Origin of the sequence: Actinoplanes awajinensis subsp. mycoplanecinus (assembly GCF_001509495.1) — a bacterium.
Classification (GTDB): domain Bacteria; phylum Actinomycetota; class Actinomycetes; order Mycobacteriales; family Micromonosporaceae; genus Actinoplanes; species Actinoplanes palleronii.
Genome location: NZ_LLZH01000313.1, coordinates 15939 through 35204, shown reverse-complemented (window position 1 = coordinate 35204; position 19266 = coordinate 15939). Strand labels below are relative to the sequence as shown.

Sequence of the window (19266 nt, the reverse complement as noted above, 5' to 3'; positions counted from 1 at the left end):
AACTTGACCCTGCGCGACAATCAGCGGTCGCGTCGCGCGAGATCACCCGCCGGGGGCGCGGACCCGGCGTGGCGGCACACCCCACCAGCGATGGCAGGCCCGGCTGAACGTGGCCTGCTCGGCAAAGCCGAGCCGCGCCGAGACGTCGTGGAACGGCAGGTGAGTTTCGGTCAGATAGTGCCGGGCGCGGTCCCGGCGAACCCCATCAACGATCTTTTCGTACGTGGTGCCGAGCTCCGCGAGCCGCCGCTGCACCGTCCGGGGGTGCATCGCGAGCAGGCCGGCGATGGTGTCCAGGGGCATCGCGCCGAGCACCGGGAAGTCGTCGACCACCGCGCGCACCCGCCCGGTCAGCTCCCCCGCCGGGGGCAGCAGCGTGCGCAGGTACGCCTCGGCCTGCTCCCGCAGCCCCTCCCGCGCCCCGGCGACCGGCCGGGCCAGCAGCTCGGCCGGCACCCGCAGCACCGACTCGGCCGCGCCGGGGTGCACCGAGGCGCCGAAGAACCGCCGATGACAGCCGGCCCCGGCGACCGGCCGGTACGACAGCTCGACACCGAGCAGCCCGTAGTCCGTACCGAAGAGCAACCCCAACGCCCGGTGCAGGAACCCGATCCCGGCGTCCATCGCCTGCACCGGCGGCGCACCGGAGCCGTGCTGCCCGCGGTAGCGCAACGCGATCACCCCCGGCTCGCCGCGCGGATCGGCGGTGAGGTCGACGTGCAGCGCGTCGCTGTGCACGGCCAGATAGCGCTCGGTGGCCGCGAGCACGTCCGCGCCGGTCCGGCAGTTGGCCAGCAGCACGGCGAGCGGCCCGAGCGTGTCCAGCCCGTGGCTGGCCGCCATCCGCAGGCCCAGGTCGGGGCAGTTCAGCTCGTGCGCGGCGTGCTCGAGCAGCGCGGCGAGCCGCCAGTCGGCGATCGGCACGTCGTCGTGGTCGAGCACCGCGACGTCCAGCCCGGCCGAGCGCACCAGCGGCGCCGGGTCCGCGCCGAGCTGCCGCACGACCAGCGCGAAGCCGCGGATGCCCGCCGCCCGGATGGTCGCCATGAGTCCCCTCGTCTCCGTTGCCGATGCTACCCAGCGGCGGGACGAGTAGGGTCGCGCCGAGACGCACTTGTTCAAGATCCGCAGGGTGCTGCGGTCAGAGGGGTACGGGGCCGTGGCCGACGGGCAAGAGACGACATCCAAGCGGCATGACAGCGTGCGGCTGGCGGTGATCGTCGGAGCGCTGGGTGTGGTGTTCGGCGACATCGGCACCAGTCCGATCTACACGCTGCAGACCGTGTTCAGCCCGGACGACCCGCACCCGGTCCCGGTCAGCTCGGCCAACGTGTACGGCGTGGTCTCGCTGATCTTCTGGTCCGTGATGATCATCGTGACCGTGACGTACATCCTGCTGGCGCTGCGGATCGACAACGAGGGTGAGGGCGGCATCATGGCGCTCATCGCGTTGCTGAAGCGCCAGGCCGCGTCACCGGGGCGCCGGACCGCTGCGCTGCTGGCCGCGGTCGGCATCTTCGGCGCGTCGCTGTTCTTCGGCGACAGCATGATCACTCCGGCCATCTCGGTGCTGTCCGCGGTCGAGGGCCTGAAGATCGTCGAGCCGTCGATGGACTCGTTCGTCGTACCGATCACGGCCGTGATCATCGTGGTGCTGTTCCTGGTCCAGCGGCGCGGCACGGCGGCGGTCGGCCGGGTGTTCGGTCCCGTGATGATCGCCTGGTTCCTGGCGATCGGCGGGCTCGGCGTGGTCGGCATCGCCGACCACCCGCAGATCCTCAAGGCGCTCTCCCCGACGTACGCGATCGGGTTCCTGACCGGCCACTTCGGCATCGCGTTCTTCGCCCTCGCGGCCATCGTGCTGGCGGTCACCGGCGCCGAGGCGCTCTACGCCGACATGGGCCACTTCGGCCGGCGGTCGATCACCCGGGGCTGGTTGTTCCTGGTGCTGCCCGCGTGCACGCTCAGCTACCTGGGCCAGGGCGCGCTGATCCTCGCCGACCAGTCCAACGTGAGCAGCCCGTTCTTCCTGCTGGCACCGGAGTGGGCCCGTCTGCCGCTGGTCCTGCTGGCCACCGCGGCCACGGTGATCGCCTCGCAGGCCGTGATCACCGGGGCGTACTCGGTGGCGTCGCAGGCCGGCCAGCTCGGCTACCTGCCCCGGCTGCGGATCGCGCACACGTCGGAGTCGTCGATCGGCCAGATCTACGTGCCGTGGATCAACTGGCTGCTGCTCGTCTCGGTGCTGACCCTGGTCTTCGCGTTCCGCAGCTCGGCCGCGCTGGCGTACGCGTTCGGCATGGCGGTGACCGGCACCATCACCATCACCACGCTGCTGTCGCTCTACGTGGCCCGCAAGCGGTGGGGCGCGCCGCTCTGGGCGATCGGCGCCGCGGCGACCGTGCTGCTCGCGGTCGACCTGCTGTTCGTCGGGGCCAACCTGACCAAGCTGGTGCACGGCGCGTGGCTGCCGCTGGCCATCGCGCTGACCGCGTTCACGCTGATGACCACGTGGCAGCGCGGCCGCCAGGTGGTGACCGCCGAGCGGGAACGGCTGGAGGGGTCGCTGCAGGAGTTCGTCGAGGAGATCCGCAACGGCGGCGCGCCCACCCAGCTGGTGCCGGGCACGGCGGTCTTCCTGAACCGCGGCAAGACCACCGCGCCGCTGGCCATGCGGGCCAACGTCGAGCACAACAGCGTCCGCCACGAACACGTGATCATCATGTCGATCGAGACCGAGCCGGTGCCCCGGGTACCCGAGCACGAGCGGATCGTCATCGACGACCTCGGCTACGCCAACGACGGCATCTTCCACGTCATCGCCCGGTACGGCTACATGGAGACCCCGGACATCCCGGCCGCGCTGCGGATGCTCGACCCGGAGACGACCGAGGGGCAGCTGAACCTCGACGACGCGTCGTACTTCCTGTCGAAGATCGAGCTGCGGCCCGGCGGCGCGGGGACGATGGCGCCGTGGCGCAAGCGGCTGTTCATGGCGACCACGCACGCCACCGCGGACGCGGCCGACTACTTCGGGCTGCCCCGCACCCGTACCGTGATCATGGGGTCCCGCATCGAGGTCTGACCGGTGATTTAGGGTGATCCGTCGCGACGACATCCCCTCCACACAGGACAGGACTCCCCCGATGCCGACCTGGCACGAGCTCCGCGAGCACGCGCGCACCCAGTACACCCTGGAGAAGATCGAAGACGAGTGGTTCAGCGTGATCTGGGCGCAGGAGACGGGCCGGTCGCAGCGGATCGTGGTGAGCCGGTACGAGGCGTACGGCCAGGAGTGGGTCGAGTTCCGCAGCTTCGTCTGCGCCGAGGCCGAGATGAGCCCGCGGGTCGCGCTGCGCAAGAACGCCGACCTCAACATGGGCGCGCTCGCCCTCGACAGCGACGGTGACTACCTGCTCGTGCACCGGGCCGCGATCGCCACCCTGGACCAGCAGGAGTTCGCCCTGCCGCTGCAGATCGTCGCGACCATCGCGGACCAGCTCGAGCGCGAGTTCACCGCCAAGGACGACTACTGATGGCCGACGAGGTCTTCCTCCCGGCGGACTGGGCGAACGTACCGAGCGGGCCGAAGCACTGGACCGCGGACTCGCGCAGCGACGACCCGGCCGCGCGGGTGGTGCACGAGCCGACCGGCGCCGGCCCGGGTGACGGCAAGACGTTCCACTTCCTGTTCGGTTACAAGACCGCTAGCGAGCAGGACCGGTCGATGCTGGCCGAGGAGCTCGCGCACATCGACGACGACGTCGCCGTGCTGCGCGGGGCCGGGTTCACCGTGGTCGTCGACCGGCAGGCCACCCGGCAGGACCTGCTCGACGCGGTGGCCGCGGACGGGACCGCCGGGTTCTACTGGTCATCGCACGGCGGCGCGGACGGGCGGCTGCAGTGCTGCGACGGCGCACTGGTCTCCCCCGCCGACATCGACCCGGCGACGGTCACGCCCGGGCTGCGGCTGGCGGTGCTCGGCGCCTGTTACGTCGGGGCGTACGCGCCGGCCTGGCGGACCGCGTTCGGCGGCCACCCCCTGGTCGCCGGGTGGGGCCGGCCGGTGACCCTGGAACGGGCCGTCGACTTCCTCGAGGCGGGACAGGACCCGGACGTCGGGCTGGACGATCTGATCGCGCGGTGGCTGCTCACCGACGCGCCGCTGCCGCCGGACCCCGCGGTCGCGGGTCTGCCGCCGGCCGCGGTGACCGGTGGGCGCGCCAAGGGGATCGCGCGGCGGATCCGTGGCTTCACCGGGCATCTCGGTGCCACGTGGGAGAAGCACGACAGTCACTACGCGGTGACGGTTCCGCTGCCGGCTGGTCGTACCCATGAGGTCGTGGTCTTCGTGGTGGACGGCGCCGAGCCGTTCAGCGAAGGTGTCGAGCTGTGCGGGATGGAGGCGCGGGTGGGACCGACGTCGGCGCTGGTCACGCCGGAGCGGTTGCTGGCCGGCTCGGCGCGGCCCGGATACGGCCGGATCGCCCTGGTGGCCGGCGAGACCGGGGTGCCGGAGATCGTCACCCAGTCGTTCACCCCACTGGCCGGCACGTCGAGTCAGCAGCTGGCCGCGCACTGCTACCAGGTCGCGCTGCACGCCGACGCGCTGGAGTTCGAGATCTTCGGCACCGACGGTGACTGAGTCCTGCACCACAAGGTTCCTCATGGCCACCGACGCCATCGCGGTCCTCGCGGTCAAGGACCACCGGGACGGCACCAGCGCCATGCCGGCCACCCGCCGCGACTTCCTGGGCTGACCGGAACCGGCCGCCGGGCACACCGGCGGCCGGAGCACGGCCTCAGCTCGTGCAGGCGGTGCCGTCGATGCTGCACCCCTGCGGTGCCGCGTCGATCAGGGTGGCGCCGCTGACCGTGAACGCCACCGCCACCGAGCCGCCGGCCGGCACCGGCGACGTACCGGTGTCCGGGACGAACGTCCAGGTGGACCCGTCCTGGGCCGCGGTGGCGCCGGTGACCGAGCCGACCCGCAGCGTCGCCCGGGGCAGGGTCACCGTCAGCGTCCAGCCGTTCGCCGCGGTGGTGCCGGGGTTCGCCACCGTCACGGTCATCCGGTACGCGCCGAGCAGGCCACCGGAGGTCTGGTACGCCGCGGTCAACGGCACCGGGGTGCTCCCGGTGACCGGCACCGACCCCGCCGACGGCGAGGTGCCCGGCACGACCCGGACCGGGCCGGACGACGCGGAGGGTGTCGCCGACGCCGGCGCGGCCGAGGTGGCCGTGGTGGTGACGGTGGCCGAGGACGGCAGGACCGGCTGCGGCCAGGCCGGGTCGGCCGAGCGCGGCGCGCCGGGCAGGGCCGCGGCCGGATCGGGCGGCGGGGCCGGGTCGCCGGGGTCGCGGACCAGCACCACGACCAGCAGGACGGTGCCGGCCAGCGCGGCGAGCAGGCCGGCCAGCACGGCATAGCGGCCGAGGCCACGCCGGGCGCCCGGATCGTGCACCTTCGGCGTCGGGGTGATGGTGAGCAGCCGCAGCACCCCGTCGAGGAGAACCACGGTCAGCGATCGCCGCTGCCGTGACCCGGTGTCGTTCATCTGAGCCTTCCGCGAATCGATCTCACAGCGAGCGCAACCCGCTGAGCAGTTGTTCCAGCACCGCCGGGGACGAGTCCCGCTGGCGTACCTCGATCAGCCCGGCCGCGAGCAGCTCGCCCAGCAGCAACCGGGCCGCCCCGATCGGCAGGCCCAGCCGGACCGCGACCTCGGAGAGCGCCAGCGGCCGGCGGACCAGCCGCAGCGCGGCCAGCTGGTCGGCGGAGAGCCCGTCCGGCTCCGGGGTCTCCGGCGGGCAGTGCACGATGGCGCTCAGCTCCAGGCCGCCGGGCAGTGCGGCGCTACGGCCACCGACCCGGGCGTACAGGCGGACCAGCGGGCCGGCGTCGTCGTCCCACCACGCGTCCTCGGGGCGGGCCATCAGGGGATCACCGGTGCCAGGTCGTGCAGCGTGACGTGCTCGTCGGTGACCGCGCCGATCAGGGCGGCCGGTACCAGCACCTCGGCGTCGAGGCCGCCGTCCGGGCCGTTGCGCAGCGTCACCGCGACGTCCTGCCGGGAACCTTCACCGCCGGGCCACCGGCCCGCTCGAGCGGCGAACCGGCCGGCCGCGTACAGGCCCCACCAGGTGCCGCCGTCCGGCGGATCGGCGGCGGCCAGCACCCGCGCCGCGGTGGCCAGGTCGTCGTCGGTCATCCCGGGGCCGACGTCCGAGACCACCAGCCGGTATCCGGCCGCGACCCGCGCGCCGGTCACCCGGACCCGGGTCTCGGCCGGCGCGAACGTGGCCGCGTTCTCGATCAGCTCGGCGAGCAGGTGCATCAGATCGGTCACCGCCGGGCCGGCCAGGGTGACCGGTTCGATCCGTGACGTCGAGACCCGGCCGTGCTCGCTGATCTCCGAGGCCGCCGCCCGGACCACGTCGGCCAGCGGCACCGGGCCGCTCCACCGGCGGCCCGGGGTGCCGCCGGACAGCGTGATCGCCTTCTCCAGGTTGCGGCGCATCCGGTTGGCCAGGTGGTCGGCGCGGAACAGGTCACCCAGGGTGCCGTCGTCGGTCTCGCGGCGGGCGAGCGCGTCCAGCACCCGCAGCTGCCGGTGCAGCAGGCCCTGGTTGCGGCGTTCGAGGTCGCGCAGCAGCGGGTCGAGCGCGGCGTGCCCGGCCGGCGCGCCACTGCGACCCGCGGCCCGGGCGGTTCCGGGCGCGACCGGGCCGGCCGCCGCGGACCGCCGGGCCAGCACCAGGACGACGACCACCGCGATCAGTCCCACCGCGCCGACCACGCCGGCCCGGACCACGCTGAGCACCGCGTCGCCGGTCCGCGCGTCGCCGGCCGCCTGGTCGCCGTCGGCCTGCAGCTGCCAGAGCGCGGTGTTGACCCGGTTGAACGCGGCCGACCAGGCGGGCGCGCCGTCCCGGCCGGCGAGCAGCGTGTTCTCCGCCGTGACCAGGGCGGTGTCGGCGGCCAGCGCCCGGTGCCGGTCGGTGACCGCGGCGGGCAGGCCGGCACCGGCCGCGGCGAGCAGCACCCGGCGCGCGCCGGCCAGCGTGGACAGCCGGGCCCGGTCCGCGGCGGTGAGCGCGGCCGGGCCGGTCATCGCGGCCAGCAGCGCGTCCTGCTCGGCGAGCAGTTCCCGGGAGCGGCTCAGCGCGGACAGTGCGGCCGCCGGCCCACCCACCCGGTCGGGGTAGACGGTCGGGGTGACCAGCCCGTCCGGGTCGATCAGTGCGGTGTACGCGTCGACGGCCGGCACCCGGGCGAGCTGCCCGCCGTCGATCCGGGACCGGAGATCGGGCAGCTGCGCGGTGCGCTGCAGCAGAGCGTCGGCCTGCCGGGTGGCGTCGGTGCCGCCCGGCCCGCTGATGCCGCCGTCCCGGGCGGTACGCAGCGCCCGCCGGGCCTGGTCGGTGCGCTCACGCTGGGCGGCCAGCCCGGCCGGCGGGCTCACCGGCGAGCCTGCCGAGAGGCGCCGCTCGGTCTCCAGCGCCAGCACCAGGGTGCCGGCCGGTGCGCCGAGGCGATCCGCGGTGGTCCGCGCGGACACCACGTCCAGCGCGCCGAGCAGGGCCGGGATCGCCGCGGCCGCCCAGAGCCCGACCAGCAGCGTCAGGCCGGCGATCAGTTTCGTACGGAAGCTCATCGCTCGTCCTCCGGGCCGATCAGGGTGCGCAGCCGGGTCAGTAGTTCCTGGCGCCCGGTGACCCCGAGACGCTGCCGGATCCGGGCCATGTGGTGCTCCACCGTCTTCGCCGACAGGTAGAGCCGCTCGGCCACCTGCTTGTAGGTGAGCCCGGCCAGGACCAGCGCGGCGACCTCGCGCTCGCGGTCGCTGAGCAGGTGCGGCAGCCGGTTGCTCAGCACCGGTACGGCCTCGCCCGGCCCGGCGGCCCGCTCCTGCAGCGCCCGGGCGCAGTCCAGCAGCAACGTCATCGCCTTGCGGTCCGCCGTCCGGATGGCGGCCTGACCGGCCAGCCGGGCGCCGTCGCCGATCAGTCCGAGCGCGCTGAGCCCGTGCGCCGCGGTGACCACCGCACCCGGCTCGGCCCGGCCGGCCAGCACGTCCAGCCACTGGTCGGCGGCGACCGCGACGGCCGCCGTGTACGGGCTGAACCCGCGCAGACCGGCCAGCGTGCGCGCGGTCCGCCCGGCTGCCTCGTGGTCGTCGGTGAGCACCGCGGCGTGCAGCCGGTTCCAGTGCAGCGGGGCACTCCACAACGGCGGGTTGCCGAGCGCGTCCAGCAGCCGGTCGGCCTCGGCCAGGTGCCCGGCGACCCGGTGCTGCTCGCCGAGGTGGGCGGCGGCCACCGCCAGTTCGCCCAGCGGCAGCAGCGTGAACAGGTCGACCGGCTGGCCGATCAGCGCGTGGCAGGCGTCCGGCCAGCCGCTGCGCAGGCCGACCAGGTCGCTGGCCCGGCGGCTGAGCCCGGCCCGCAGCGCGCAGGCGAAGAGCCGGTCCCGGCCGGGGCGGCCGTCCGGCACCAGGGTGTACGCCTCGCCGACCCGGCCGCGCAGCATCAGCACCCAGGCCCGCAGCAGCCGGTGCCGGTCGGCCAGCAGGGCGCCGCCGGTGCCGGTGTGCACCGCCCGGGTCAGCAGCGCGTCGGCGGTGTCCAGTTCGGCGCAGTGCAGGGCGACGGTGGCGCCGAGCGCCGCCGGGGTGTCCGGCAGCAGCACGGTCGGCCCGGCCGGCTCGATCGTCGCCGACGCCTGCACCAGCGCGGAGAGCGCCGCGGCCGGGGTGCCGCCGACCGACTCGGCGATCCCGCGGGCCATCAGCGTGGCGGCCGAGCTGACCAGGGTCGGTGGTGCGCTGCCCGGTGCGCCACCCGGGAAGCGCGGCTCGCCACCCGGCGCGAGCGCGTCGCCGGCGTGGCCGGTGCCGATCAACGCGATCGCGGCGAAACCGGCGGTGGTCGGCGACGGTGACCACTGGTACAGCGCCGCGGCCTGTGCGGTCTGGCCGCGCTGGGTGAGCACGACGGCCGCCACGTACGCGGCCTCGGCCCGCTGCCGCGGGGCACCGGTGGCCAGGGCCTGGTCGGCGAGCCGGGACGCCTCGTCGAGGTCACCGGCGAGCGCGGTGGCCAGCGCGCGCCGGGTCGCGGTGCCCCGGCCGGCCCCGGCCGCGGCCGCGAACAGCTCGGCGGCCAGCCGGGGATCGTCGCCGAGCACCTCCTCGGCGGCGGCCTCGTACACCTCGCCGAGCCCACCGCCGGCGGCGCCCGGCACCAGGCCGCCACCGCCGTCGCGCAGCAGCGGCCGGACCAACGGCAGCACCGGCCCGCCGCGGGCCAGTTGCAGCGCGCCCAGCCGTTGCCGCACGTCGATGCGGTGCCCGATCGGGCCGAGCGCGGCGATCGCCCGCCGGGCCAGCGGCACCAGGGCGCCGTCGGCGCTCAGCAGACCCGTCGCCCGGCCCGCGTCGACCAGGTCGGCGACCGTCGCGGCGTCCCGTTCCAGCAGCGCCGACACCAGGTCGAAGGAGTGCCCGGCGCCGGCCTCGGCGGCCAGCAGCAGGGTGCGCAGGCCGGGGTCCAGCTCGTCCAGCTCGGGCGCGAAGCCGGCCAGCGCGGCGACCGGCAGCCGGCCGGCCACGGCATCGGCCGGGGTGAGCGCGGCGGCCACCCGGGCGACGTACCGCGGCACGCCCCCGGTCTGCTCGGTCACCGCGGCGACCAGCTCCGGTGACGGGTCCGCGACGGTCCCGGCCAGCCGGTCACGGACCTGCTCGGCGGTCAGCGCCGGCAGCCGCACCGGGGGCCGGGCCCGGCGCAGCAGGCCGACCAGCTCCGGCAGGCCGGCCGGGCGGGGCCAGGGCCGGTACGCGACGACGATCCGCGCACCGGGCCGGCCGGCGTAGACCAGCAGCTCGTGCAGTTTCGCCGGGTCGTACCGGTGCGCGTCGTCGGCCAGCAGCACCTGCTCGGCGGCGCCGTCGGGCTGCCACGGGGTCGCCACCGTCACGCCGGCCCGCTGCCACACACCGGCCAGCTCGTGCAGCAGCGCGGTCTTGCCGTACCCGCCGGGCGCGCCGATCACGACCTGCAGCGGGGCGAGCGGATCCGCGGTCACCTGGGCGAGCAGGTCGGCGGCCGGGGAACCGGTCGACGGCCCGGTGGTCACCGGCGCGTTCACCGGTCGGCCGGGCGGATCGCGGCGACCGTGACCGGTGGGCGCGGCGGGCGCTCGGCGGTGGCCGGACCGGACCGGGTGACCTGCGGCCACGCGTCGGTCGGGATGCTCGCCACGGCCGCCAGCTCGGGCTCGTCCGGAGGCGCCGGCCGCGACGGCGGGGCCGGGCGGCGCACCTGGGGTCGCACGGCGAGCGCCGCGCCGGCCGCCACCGTCATCAGCGCGTCCTGGTCACGCAGCACCGGCACCGGGAAAGCCGCGGTGAGCAGATCAGACACAAGGGTATATACGGGCCCGGAGCCCCCAGCGATCAAGACCGCGGAAAGATCACCAGGCGCGACACCGCAGGCGCGCACGGTGTGCATCGCGAGGTCCACAGTGGGCAGCAGCAGAGCCCGTGCGGCGGCCGGGTTCAGCCCGTCCAGGTCGAAGCCGCCGGGCTCGGCGAACTCGGTGCTGCCGAGCAGTTCGAGCCGGCCCGGCCCGTGCGGCGCCGCGACCGCCAGCTCGCAGGTCGACCCGCCGATCCGGTACGCCAGCAGCGGCCCGCCGACGGCCGGCACCCGCCCGGCGGCCTGGTGGCTCTCCACCACCGCCCGGGCCCGGGTGACCAGCGCGGTGTGTGCCAGGTCGGCCTCGCCCAGCGCGGAGTGCAGCAGGTGCAGCCGACCGGCGCCCCAGCCCGACGGGTACGCGCAGGCGATCCGCTCGGGCGGCTCGTCGAGCTGCTGCCAGACCCGGTCGACGACCCAGCGGGCCATCGCCGCGACCATGCCGTGCGCCGGGTAGTAGTCGTCGCCGAACGGCATCGGCGTGCTGTCCCCGACCGCGTGCAGGTAGCCGCCGACCGCGCCGGCCACCGGCTCCCGGCCCAGGCCGGCGGGCACCACGTCGCCGTCCGGGGTCATCACCAGCGCCGAGGAGACCGTCCGGCTGCGCACGCCGAGCGGCACCGGCTGCGGCGGGCCCCAGCCCCGGCCGGGCCCGTCGGCACGCCGGCAGACGGCGGCCTTGGTGCTGCCGGCGCCGATGTCGATCCCCAGGACGTAGGGCACGTTGTCACTCCTCCATCACGTCCGATCGGGTGAGTCGTGACGTTCGTACCAGATGTCCGAGCCGGGATCGTCCCCCAAAAAATCCCCGGCGGACTTCCCCTAATCCCCTAATCCGGGCCGGGCCGCCGGCCCCGCGGGTCCACCCGGAACAGGGGGTCGCGGCCCGATACCGGTGGGGCGGCCCCGTCCGTAGGTTCTGCTGCGGTACCGGCCCGACCTCACCTCAGCTCGCCTTATCTCGCCTCGCCTCGAAGGAGCACCATGGACTCGTTTCCGACGTTGCAGGAGTTCGTCCTCCACCTGATCTACGACCCGGCCGCCCGGTCGGCGTTCGAGCTCGACCCGGAGCTGGCGTTGCAGGCCGCCGGGCTGGACGACATCACCGCCGCCGACGTGCAGCAGGTGATCCCGCTGGTGATCGACTCGGCGCCGGTGGCCGGCCTGCACGGCCTGACCGGGGCCGACGACCTCAGCACCGGGGTGGCCAATCTGGACGTTGCCGGTGCGGTGTCGCACCTGCAGGCGATCGCCGCCCAGGTGACGCTCACCCCGGCGCACCTGGGCGCCGAGCTCAACGCCGGGTTCGGCGGCGCCGCCGCGATCAGCGTGGCCGGCACCTCGGTCGGCGCCGGTTCCGCGTTCACCCTGACCGGGATCGGCGGCTTCTCGGCCGCCGACGACCCGGGCCAGCACGTCGACCAGCACGTCGTAGCCCCGGTCGAGCACGCGGTGACCGGCGTGCTGCCCGGCGCGGTGCTGCCCGCACCGGACCACGGCGCCGTGCTGCCCGGCCTCGACAGCGGCCCGGCCGGTCTGCTCGACAGTGGACTCGACACGATCGGTGACGTTCCGTCCTCGGCCGGGCTCGATCATTTCCCGGGCCTTGACGGGCCCGGGCTCGGCGGGGCAACCTCTTCGATCGAGTCGGTGCTCGACCCGGATCTGGGGCACGTGCTGTCGCAGGACCCGGCCGACACCGTGCACGGCGCGGTCAGCGGTGTCACCGGCACGGTCGGTGGCGTGCTGCACGACGTGACCCCGCCGCTCGGCGAGACCACGCACGGCCTGCTGGGCGATTTGCACTTCTAGGGCGGCGAACCCGCGGCCCTGCGGCGGCGAACCCGCGGCTCTGCGGCGGCGAAACCGCGGCGGACCTGCGGCTGATCCGCGGCGATCAAGAGACTGGAGCAGGTGCGCATGACGAACTGGGAGACCGGACCCACGGCCTATCCGGGTCCGGTCTCCCTCGCCCCGCCGCCACGGGTGCCGTCCCCACGGACCGACCCCGATCCGCTGCGGGCGTCCGGCGCCCTGCTCTGGCTCGACGTGCTCGACGCGACGATCCGTACGTGCACCGAGCACGGCCGGACCGAGACCGCCGAGAAGCTGTCCCGGCGCCGGGCCCGGCTGCTGCACCCCGAGTTGCGGGTGCTCGTCGTCGGCGCCGCCCAGCAGGGCAAGAGCCAGCTCGTCAACGCGCTGATCAACGCCGCCGTGTGCGGTGCCGGCGCCGACGGCACCCGGGTGCCGACCGTGGTGCGGCACGCCGGAACACCCAGCGCCCAGCTGATCCGGCGTGGTGCGCCCGGCGCCGACTGGACCGCCGAGGTCGGCCTGCAGGACCGCATCCCGCTCGCGCTGGACGCGCTCGACGCCGCGATCGCCGAGGCGACCGGGCGGCTGCCGGCCGGCGCGCCGGTGCATGCCGAGGTGGCCGTACCCCGGTCGCTGCTGGCCGGCGGCCTGGTCCTGATCGACACCCCGCCGCTGCCCGGTCCGACCGGCCCGGCCGGCCAGGCGGTCCGCGACGCCGGTGACCTGGCCACCCACGCCGGTGCCGACCTGGTGCTCTACGTCTGCGAGGCCGACCGCGGGCTCAGCGATCCCGAGCTGACGGTCCTGCAGGGCCTGGCCGCGCTCTTCCCCGGGCTGCTGGTGGTCCTCACCAAGACCGACTACGCCGTGGACTGGCGGCGCAACCTGGCCGACACCCGCGCCCGCCTGGCCCGCGCCGGCGTGCCGGCCGCGACCACCGCCGTGTCGTCCACGCTGCGCCTGCACGCGCTGCAGGCCGGCGACACCGCCCTCAACACCGAGTCCGGCTTCCCGGAACTCCTCGTCCACCTGCGGCGGATGGTGGCGGCCAAGCCCGGCGCGCTGGCCCGCGAGACGGTCGGCCGGCTCGCCGGTGACGCGGTGCAGCAGCTCGCCGTCCCGCTGCGCGACAAGCTGACCGCCCAGCGCGACGCCAGCGTGCCGGACGCCGTCGCTCGCCTGCACGCCACCCAGCGCCGCCTGGACGACCTGCGCAAGTGCGCGGTCCGCTGGCAGAACACGCTGTCCGACGAGATCGGCGACCTGATGTCCGACGTCGAGCACGACCTGCGCGACCGCACCCGGGCGGTGCTCGCCGAGGCCGAGCAGTTCTTCGCCGAGGCCGACCCGGCCAAGGCGTGGGACGAGTTCGAGCCCTGGCTGCGCCGGTCCCTGCAGGAGCTCGCCGAGACCAGCACGACCTGGCTCGCCGAACGCACCGACTGGACGGCGCAGCAGGTCGCCGGGCAGTTCCCGGCCGAGGCCGGCGCGGTGTTGCCGCCGCTCGCGCTGGAGATGGCCGGCCCGGCTCCCGACGACGTGGTGCCCGGCCTGGACGCGCCGCCGGTCGCCCGGTTCAGCCCCACCCAGAAGCTCTTCATCGGGCTGCGCGGATCGTACGGCGGTGTGGTGATGTTCGGCCTGGCCACCAGCCTTGCCGGCATGTCGCTGATCAACCCGATCTCGGTCGGCGGCGGCGCGATCTTCGGGGGCAAGACGATCCGGGACGAGAGCAAGTCGCTGCTCAAGAAGCGGCAGGCCGAGGCGAAGACGATCGTCGCCCGGCACGTCGACGACGTCTTCGTGCACCTCAACAAGGAGGCCCGGGACAGCGTCCGGCGGGTGCAGCGCGGGCTGCGCGACCACTTCACGGCGGTCACCGAGGACCTGCAGGAGGTCATCATGGATTCGCTGCGCAACGCCAAGGCCGCCGCCGACCGGGACGTCGCCGCCCGGGAGCAGCACAGCCGCCGCATCCAGCAGGAGCTTGCGGCCCTCGCCCAGCTGCACGCGCAGCTCGTGGCCCTGAACGGCCGCGCGTGATCGACGACGAGGACCTCCAGGAGCGGACCCACCGGCTGCTCGCCGAGGCGGCGCACGTCTACCGGGGTGTCCCGCCGGCCGCCGCGGTGCTGCGCGCCACCGTGGAAGGGCTGGCCGGGCCGCTGCGGCTGGCTGTCGCCGGGCCCGCCCAGTCCGGCAAGTCGACGCTGGTGAGCGCACTGATCGGCGAGCAGCTGGCACCGGTGGAGCTGCCCGGCGAGCAGCCGGAGAGCGTGGTCTACCGCGACGGCACCGAGCCGCTCGCGTGGTGGCGCGACGCCGAGATCCCGGTGGCCCGTACCGCGTACGGGCTGCGGCTCTCGCCGGACGCCCGGCACGAGCGGCGGCAGCCCGGCGCCTCCCGGGCGGTGATCGTCTGGCCCAGCCGGGTGCTGCGGCGCACCGAACTGATCGACACCCGGCTGCCGCTCGTCCGGGCCGTCGAGGAGGCCGACGCGGTCCTGTACGTGACCCCGCAGCTCGGCGACGCCGACGTCCCGGCGCTGCTGACCGCCCGGGGCCCGCGCGGCCCGATCACGGCGCCGGTGCACCTGATGGTGGTGCTCTCCCGGGCCGACGCGACCGGCGGCGGCCGGACCGACGCGCTGCTGACCGCGAAGCAGGCCGCCCGGCGCCGGCGGCGCGAGCCCCGGATCGGCGCGCTCTGCCAGGACGTGCTCGCGGTGTCCCCGCTGATCGCGGCGGCCGCGCGCACCCTGACCGCCGACGAGTTCCAGGCGATCACCGCCCTGGCGGCGCTGCCGCGCGCCGAGTCGGAGCCGCATCTGCTCTCCACCGACCGGTTCGCCGCGGCCGGGGTGCTGTCCCCGGTCGACGCGCCGGGACGGGTCCGGCTGCTGCAGCGCTTCGGCCTCGGCGGTGTCCGGCTCGCGCTCACCCTGGCCCGTACCGGCGGCGACACCCCGGCCGCGCTCGCCGAACGCCTGCAGGAGCACAGCGGCCTCAAGGACCTCCAGTCCTCGATCGCCGGCCTCTTCACCGCCCGCCGGTCGGTGCTGCGCGCCAGATCCGCGCTGGCCACCCTGGACCACGTGCTGCGCACCCACCGCACGCCGGCCGCCGGGCACCTGCTCGCCCAGGTGGAGCTGCTGGTCGCCGACGCGCACGAGCTGCGGGAGCTGCGCCTGCTCTCGGCGTTGCGCGCGGGCCGGCTCAACCTGCCGCCCGAGCACGGCGCCGACGCCCGGCAACTGCTCGGCGGCGCCGGCGTCAGCATCGGCGAACGCCTCGGCATGTCACCGGACGCGACCGCCGACGACACCTGGCACGCGGCGCGGGCCGCGGCCGGCCGGTGGCGGGACCTCGCCCACGGCGGCACCCTGCCGGCCGCACAGCGCCGGGCCGCCGAGACCGTGCTGCGCAGCTGCGACATGATCGCGAACCGGCTGGACCGGCTGTCGTCCCCGGCTCTCCCCCTCGGCTAGGCAGGCCGCGGCGCCGCCCGGCCGGATCGATGACAAGGTGGGTCCATGAACGTTCTGGTGGTCCGCGGCGGGCCGATGCACGAACCGGTGGCCTGCACCGATTTGTTCCTGCCCCGTCTTCGCGAGCGTGGCTTCACCATCGAGATCGCCGAGACCCTCGATGTGTACGACGACACGGCGGTGCTCGACCGCGCTGATCTGATTCTGCAGTGCTGGTCGGTGGGGACGATCACCGCGCAGCAAGAGCAGAACCTGGTCGCCCGGGTGCGCGCCGGGGCCGGGTTCGCCGGCTGGCACGGCGGGGTGGTGGCCACCTTCCACGAGGCGCGGCACTACCAGTACATGGTCGGCGGGCGGTTCCTGCACCACCCGGGCGGCCTGATCGACCACACCGTGGACGTCACCAGCGAGCATCCGATCGTGCGGGGCATCGGCAGCTTCGCCGTGCACACCGAGCAGTACTACTGCCACACCGATACGACCCTGCAGGTGCTGGCGACCACCACGTTCACCGGCGAGCACGGTGAGCCCGAGACGGCCGGGGTGGTGATGCCGGTGGTCTGGCTGCGGCACTTCGGCGCGGGGCGGGTGTTCGTCTCGACGCTCGGGCACTCCCCCGCGGATCTCCTGGTCCCCGAAGTGAACACGATCACGGACCGCGGGCTGATGTGGGCCGCCGGGAAATTGTCGGTGGGGTCAAGTTGAGGTAGCTTCTTGACCATGGAGTCAACTTACGAGCAGGACACCGCCGAGGAGACCGAGGCACCCGCCCCGGCGCCCGTGCCGGCCCTGATCTTCCTGGATTCGGCGGACGACGCCGCCGTATGTGACGTGGACGGGACGTGCGACTGATGACCGCGAGTGCTTTCGGATCCGCCGCTGAGCCGATCACCGTCGACGTCTGGAGTGACGTCGTCTGCCCGTTCTGCTACCTCGGTGACGCCGTGCTGCAGCAGGCGATCGAGCAGTTCCCGCACGGCAGCGTCGAGGTCCGCTACCACAGCTTCCAGCTCAACCCGGGCTTCGCGGTCGGCGAGGCCATCCCGGCCGCCGACTACCTGGCGAGCAGCCTGCGGATGCCGGCCGAGCAGATCGCCGCCTCGCACGCCCAGCTGGCCTCGCGCGGCGCGCAGGCCGGCCTGGACTACAAGTTCGAGGACTCGTTCATGGTGAACACCAAGGACGCGCACCGGATCATCCACCTGGCCAAGGCGGCCGGCCGCGAGCACGACATGGTGTTCCGGCTGTTCAAGGCGCAGTTCACCGACGGTCTCAACCTCGCCGACCACGAGGTGCTCGCCGACCTCGCCGCCGAGCTGGGGCTGTCCCGCGACGACGCGCTCGCGGCGCTGAAGTCCGGCGCGTACGAGAAGGACATCAACGCCGACCTGGCGCAGGCCCGGGCGTACGGGATCTCCGGGGTGCCGTTCTTCGTCTTCGACAACAAGCGGGCGGTCTCCGGCGCGCAGCCGGTCGAGGCGTTCCGCAAGGCGCTGGATCTGTCCTGGCAGGACCGGGCGGCCCAGCCGGCATGACCGTGCCCGACCGGCCCCGGCGCGCCGACGCCCGGCGCAACGTCGAGGGCATCCGCCGGGCCGCGCTCGACGTGTTCCGCTCGGGCGGCCTCAGCAGTTCGCTGGACGAGGTCGCCCGGGTGGCGGGGGTCAGCAAGGGCACCATCTACCACCGGTTCGGCAGCCGGCGCGGCCTGATCGACGCGGTCGTCGACGAGCTGGTCGCCGAGCGGTTCCAGGGCATCATCACGGCGGTCGAGCAGCTCGACGATCCCCTCGACCGTTTCGAGCGGTACCTGATCGGCACGTGGCTGCTGCAGTTCGACGAGCCGGCCGCCAACGACGTGCTGATCCGGGCCCTGCCGGAGTCCGAGCCGCTCACCGTGCTGTGCGAGCGGGCCCGCGGGTTCGCCCGTGAGCTGCTGGCCGACGCGCAGGCCGCCGGGGTGGTCCGCGCCGACCTGACGCCCGACGACCTGAACTATCTGATCCTGGAGCGTGGCGCGGTGGTGCAGGCCTGCTGCGAGCAGACCCGCGAGGACTACCAGCGCCGGTTGCGGTTCCTGCTCGACGGCCTGCGCCCGCCTATCGCGGGACGCTCAGCACGATGACCGCCATGTCGTCGCCGGCCTGACCGTCGGCGGCCTGCAACGCCCGGTCGAGCACCAGGTCGGCGAGCTTCTGCGCGGAGGTCTCGCCGGCCTGGTCCAGGATCGTGTGCACGCCGGCCTCGCCGAGGATCCCGCCGGGCTCCCGGTGGCCGGCGTCGGTGACCCCGTTGCTGCACAGCACCAGGACGTCGCCGGGTTCCAGGTCGATGTCGTCGATCTTGAAGCTCAGCCGGCCCAGGACACCGAGCGGGCCGAAGGTCCGGCCAGCGGCGTGCACCCGGCCGTCGGCGCGCCGGATCGCGGCCGGTGGGTGGCCGGCGGTGCACAGTCGTACGGTGAAACCGGCAGCAGCCCGGCGGACCGCGAGGTAAGCGACGGTGACGAAACCGGGCGCGCCGATCTCGTCGAACCAGCGGTGCAGCGCGGTGTCCAGCTCGGTCAGCACGATCGCCGGGGAGCTGGCCCGCACCGCGGCGGCGCGCAGCGTGTATTTCGCCAGTGCGCTGACCCGGGCCGCCGGCGCGCCGCGACCGGTGACGTCGCCGAGGAACACCGCCCAGCCGGTCGGGGTCGGCACCGCGTCGAAGAAGTCACCGAACACGTCGAGGTCCGCGGTCCGGTAGGCCACCGCCAGGGTCAGGCCGGGGATCGTGGGCAGGTCGTGCGGCAGCAGGCTCTGCTGCACGGTGTGCGCGAGTTGCCGGTACCGCTCGGCGGACGCGCGGGCCAGCTCGGCCTCACGCGCGGCGTCGTCGGCCGCGATCCGCAGCGCGACCTCACCGCTGGCGGCGTGGGCGAGGACCTCCAGGGTACGAAGCTCCCGCGGCTCCCAGTGCCGTGGCTTGTCGTCGACCACGCAGAACGAGCCGAGCACCTGCCCGTCCGGTGACCGTACCGGGAAACCGGCCCAGGCGATCACGCCCATCGACACGATCGACGGGTTGTCCTGCGTCATCGGGTTCAGCCGGGCGTCGTCGATGATCACGGCGTCGTCGGTGGCGATGACGTACTGGCAGAACGACTCCTCGGCCGGGTTCTGCCGGTCGGTGCCGGTGACGCCGATGCAGCTCTTCCAGAACGAGCGCTGATCGTCGACCACCGTGACGAACCCGAACGGGGTGCCGAGCAGCTCACACGCCAGCCGGGTCAGCCGGTCGAACGGCTCCTCGGGGCCGGAGTCCAGCAGGCCGGTGCGCCGGACGGCGGCCAGGCGTGCCGGTGACGTCAGCGTGGAGTCCCCCGGTTTCGGCACCGGGCCAGTCTACGGACCTTGGCTGGATATCACCTCGATGCGAGATCGCGAGCTCGGACCGGTTACCGTCTGCCGGGCTTCGGTGCTTTCACGCCGAGCGG

The 19266-nt window shown here is 74.5% G+C and carries 17 protein-coding genes; 10 read left to right on the top strand and 7 right to left on the bottom strand.

From position 1 onward, the window contains the following. Nucleotides 1–42: 42 nt before the first annotated feature. Complete coding sequence (locus ADL15_RS40615) at nucleotides 43–1047, bottom strand: AraC family transcriptional regulator (protein WP_067703487.1); 1005 nt, start codon at nucleotides 1045–1047, stop codon at nucleotides 43–45. 112 nt (nucleotides 1048–1159) lie between these two features. Between ADL15_RS40615 and ADL15_RS40610 the strand changes: the two genes are divergently transcribed. The 3 genes from ADL15_RS40610 (at nucleotide 1160) to ADL15_RS40600 (ending at nucleotide 4645) form a co-directional block, all read left to right on the top strand. Beyond that, a complete protein-coding gene (locus tag ADL15_RS40610; protein WP_198171228.1) occupies nucleotides 1160–3085 on the top strand; it encodes a potassium transporter Kup in 1926 nt (641 codons plus the stop codon). Between the two features lie 61 nt (nucleotides 3086–3146). Further along, nucleotides 3147–3536, top strand: a complete 390-nt coding sequence (locus ADL15_RS40605) for a type III secretion system chaperone family protein (RefSeq protein WP_067703484.1) — start codon at nucleotides 3147–3149, stop codon at nucleotides 3534–3536. Continuing rightward, a complete protein-coding gene (locus tag ADL15_RS40600) occupies nucleotides 3536–4645 on the top strand; it encodes a caspase family protein (RefSeq protein WP_067703481.1) in 1110 nt (369 codons plus the stop codon). Before ADL15_RS40605 ends, ADL15_RS40600 begins: the two co-directional genes overlap by 1 nt. A gap of 157 nt (nucleotides 4646–4802) precedes the next feature. On the opposite strand, the gene ADL15_RS40595 is transcribed toward ADL15_RS40600, so the two are convergent. The 5 genes from ADL15_RS40595 to ADL15_RS40575 are packed head-to-tail and all read right to left on the bottom strand — an operon-like array spanning nucleotide 4803 to nucleotide 11205. Continuing rightward, the gene (locus ADL15_RS40595) at nucleotides 4803–5558 is read right to left on the bottom strand and encodes a cellulose binding domain-containing protein (RefSeq protein WP_067703478.1); all 756 of its coding nucleotides are present in this window, start codon (nucleotides 5556–5558) and stop codon (nucleotides 4803–4805) included. Between the two features lie 22 nt (nucleotides 5559–5580). Continuing rightward, on the bottom strand, nucleotides 5581–5937 hold the full coding sequence (locus tag ADL15_RS40590; protein ID WP_067703475.1) for a DUF742 domain-containing protein: 357 nt from the start codon (nucleotides 5935–5937) through the stop codon (nucleotides 5581–5583). After that, nucleotides 5937–7658, bottom strand: coding sequence for a sensor histidine kinase (locus ADL15_RS40585; protein WP_067703472.1), 1722 nt, complete (start codon nucleotides 7656–7658; stop codon nucleotides 5937–5939). The genes ADL15_RS40590 and ADL15_RS40585 overlap by 1 nt, the downstream gene beginning before the upstream one ends. Further along, nucleotides 7655–10141: a helix-turn-helix transcriptional regulator gene (locus ADL15_RS40580; RefSeq protein WP_083972390.1), complete on the bottom strand. Its 2487-nt coding sequence runs from the start codon at nucleotides 10139–10141 to the stop codon at nucleotides 7655–7657. Before ADL15_RS40580 ends, ADL15_RS40585 begins: the two co-directional genes overlap by 4 nt. An 8-nt stretch (nucleotides 10142–10149) precedes the next feature. Then, nucleotides 10150–11205, bottom strand: a complete 1056-nt coding sequence (locus ADL15_RS40575; RefSeq protein WP_067703470.1) for a hypothetical protein — start codon at nucleotides 11203–11205, stop codon at nucleotides 10150–10152. Nucleotides 11206–11466: 261 nt separating this feature from the next. On the opposite strand from ADL15_RS40575, the gene ADL15_RS40570 reads away from it, so the two are divergent. From ADL15_RS40570 to ADL15_RS40545, 7 genes are all read left to right on the top strand, one after another. Next, complete coding sequence (locus ADL15_RS40570) at nucleotides 11467–12294, top strand: IniB N-terminal domain-containing protein (protein WP_067703467.1); 828 nt, start codon at nucleotides 11467–11469, stop codon at nucleotides 12292–12294. Between the two features lie 108 nt (nucleotides 12295–12402). Beyond that, complete coding sequence (locus ADL15_RS40565; protein WP_083972386.1) at nucleotides 12403–14343, top strand: dynamin family protein; 1941 nt, start codon at nucleotides 12403–12405, stop codon at nucleotides 14341–14343. After that, complete coding sequence (locus tag ADL15_RS40560) at nucleotides 14340–15788, top strand: P-loop NTPase family protein (protein ID WP_083972384.1); 1449 nt, start codon at nucleotides 14340–14342, stop codon at nucleotides 15786–15788. Before ADL15_RS40565 ends, ADL15_RS40560 begins: the two co-directional genes overlap by 4 nt. 45 nt (nucleotides 15789–15833) lie before the next feature. Further along, nucleotides 15834–16493: a ThuA domain-containing protein gene (locus ADL15_RS40555; RefSeq protein ID WP_067703463.1), complete on the top strand. Its 660-nt coding sequence runs from the start codon at nucleotides 15834–15836 to the stop codon at nucleotides 16491–16493. Nucleotides 16494–16508: 15 nt separating this feature from the next. Beyond that, entirely contained in the window at nucleotides 16509–16640 is a 132-nt protein-coding gene (locus ADL15_RS56695; protein WP_269748428.1) for a hypothetical protein, read from the top strand. Beyond that, nucleotides 16640–17323 (top strand): DsbA family oxidoreductase, encoded by a 684-nt coding sequence (locus tag ADL15_RS40550; RefSeq protein ID WP_067703461.1) that lies wholly within the window; start codon nucleotides 16640–16642, stop codon nucleotides 17321–17323. Before ADL15_RS56695 ends, ADL15_RS40550 begins: the two co-directional genes overlap by 1 nt. Further along, nucleotides 17320–17913: a TetR/AcrR family transcriptional regulator gene (locus tag ADL15_RS40545; protein ID WP_067703456.1), complete on the top strand. Its 594-nt coding sequence runs from the start codon at nucleotides 17320–17322 to the stop codon at nucleotides 17911–17913. Before ADL15_RS40550 ends, ADL15_RS40545 begins: the two co-directional genes overlap by 4 nt. Here ADL15_RS40545 and ADL15_RS40540 read toward each other — a convergent pair. Further along, on the bottom strand, nucleotides 17888–19165 hold the full coding sequence (locus ADL15_RS40540) for a PP2C family protein-serine/threonine phosphatase (RefSeq protein WP_067703453.1): 1278 nt from the start codon (nucleotides 19163–19165) through the stop codon (nucleotides 17888–17890). The genes ADL15_RS40545 and ADL15_RS40540 overlap by 26 nt on opposite strands. Between the last annotated feature and the right edge of the window lie 101 nt (nucleotides 19166–19266).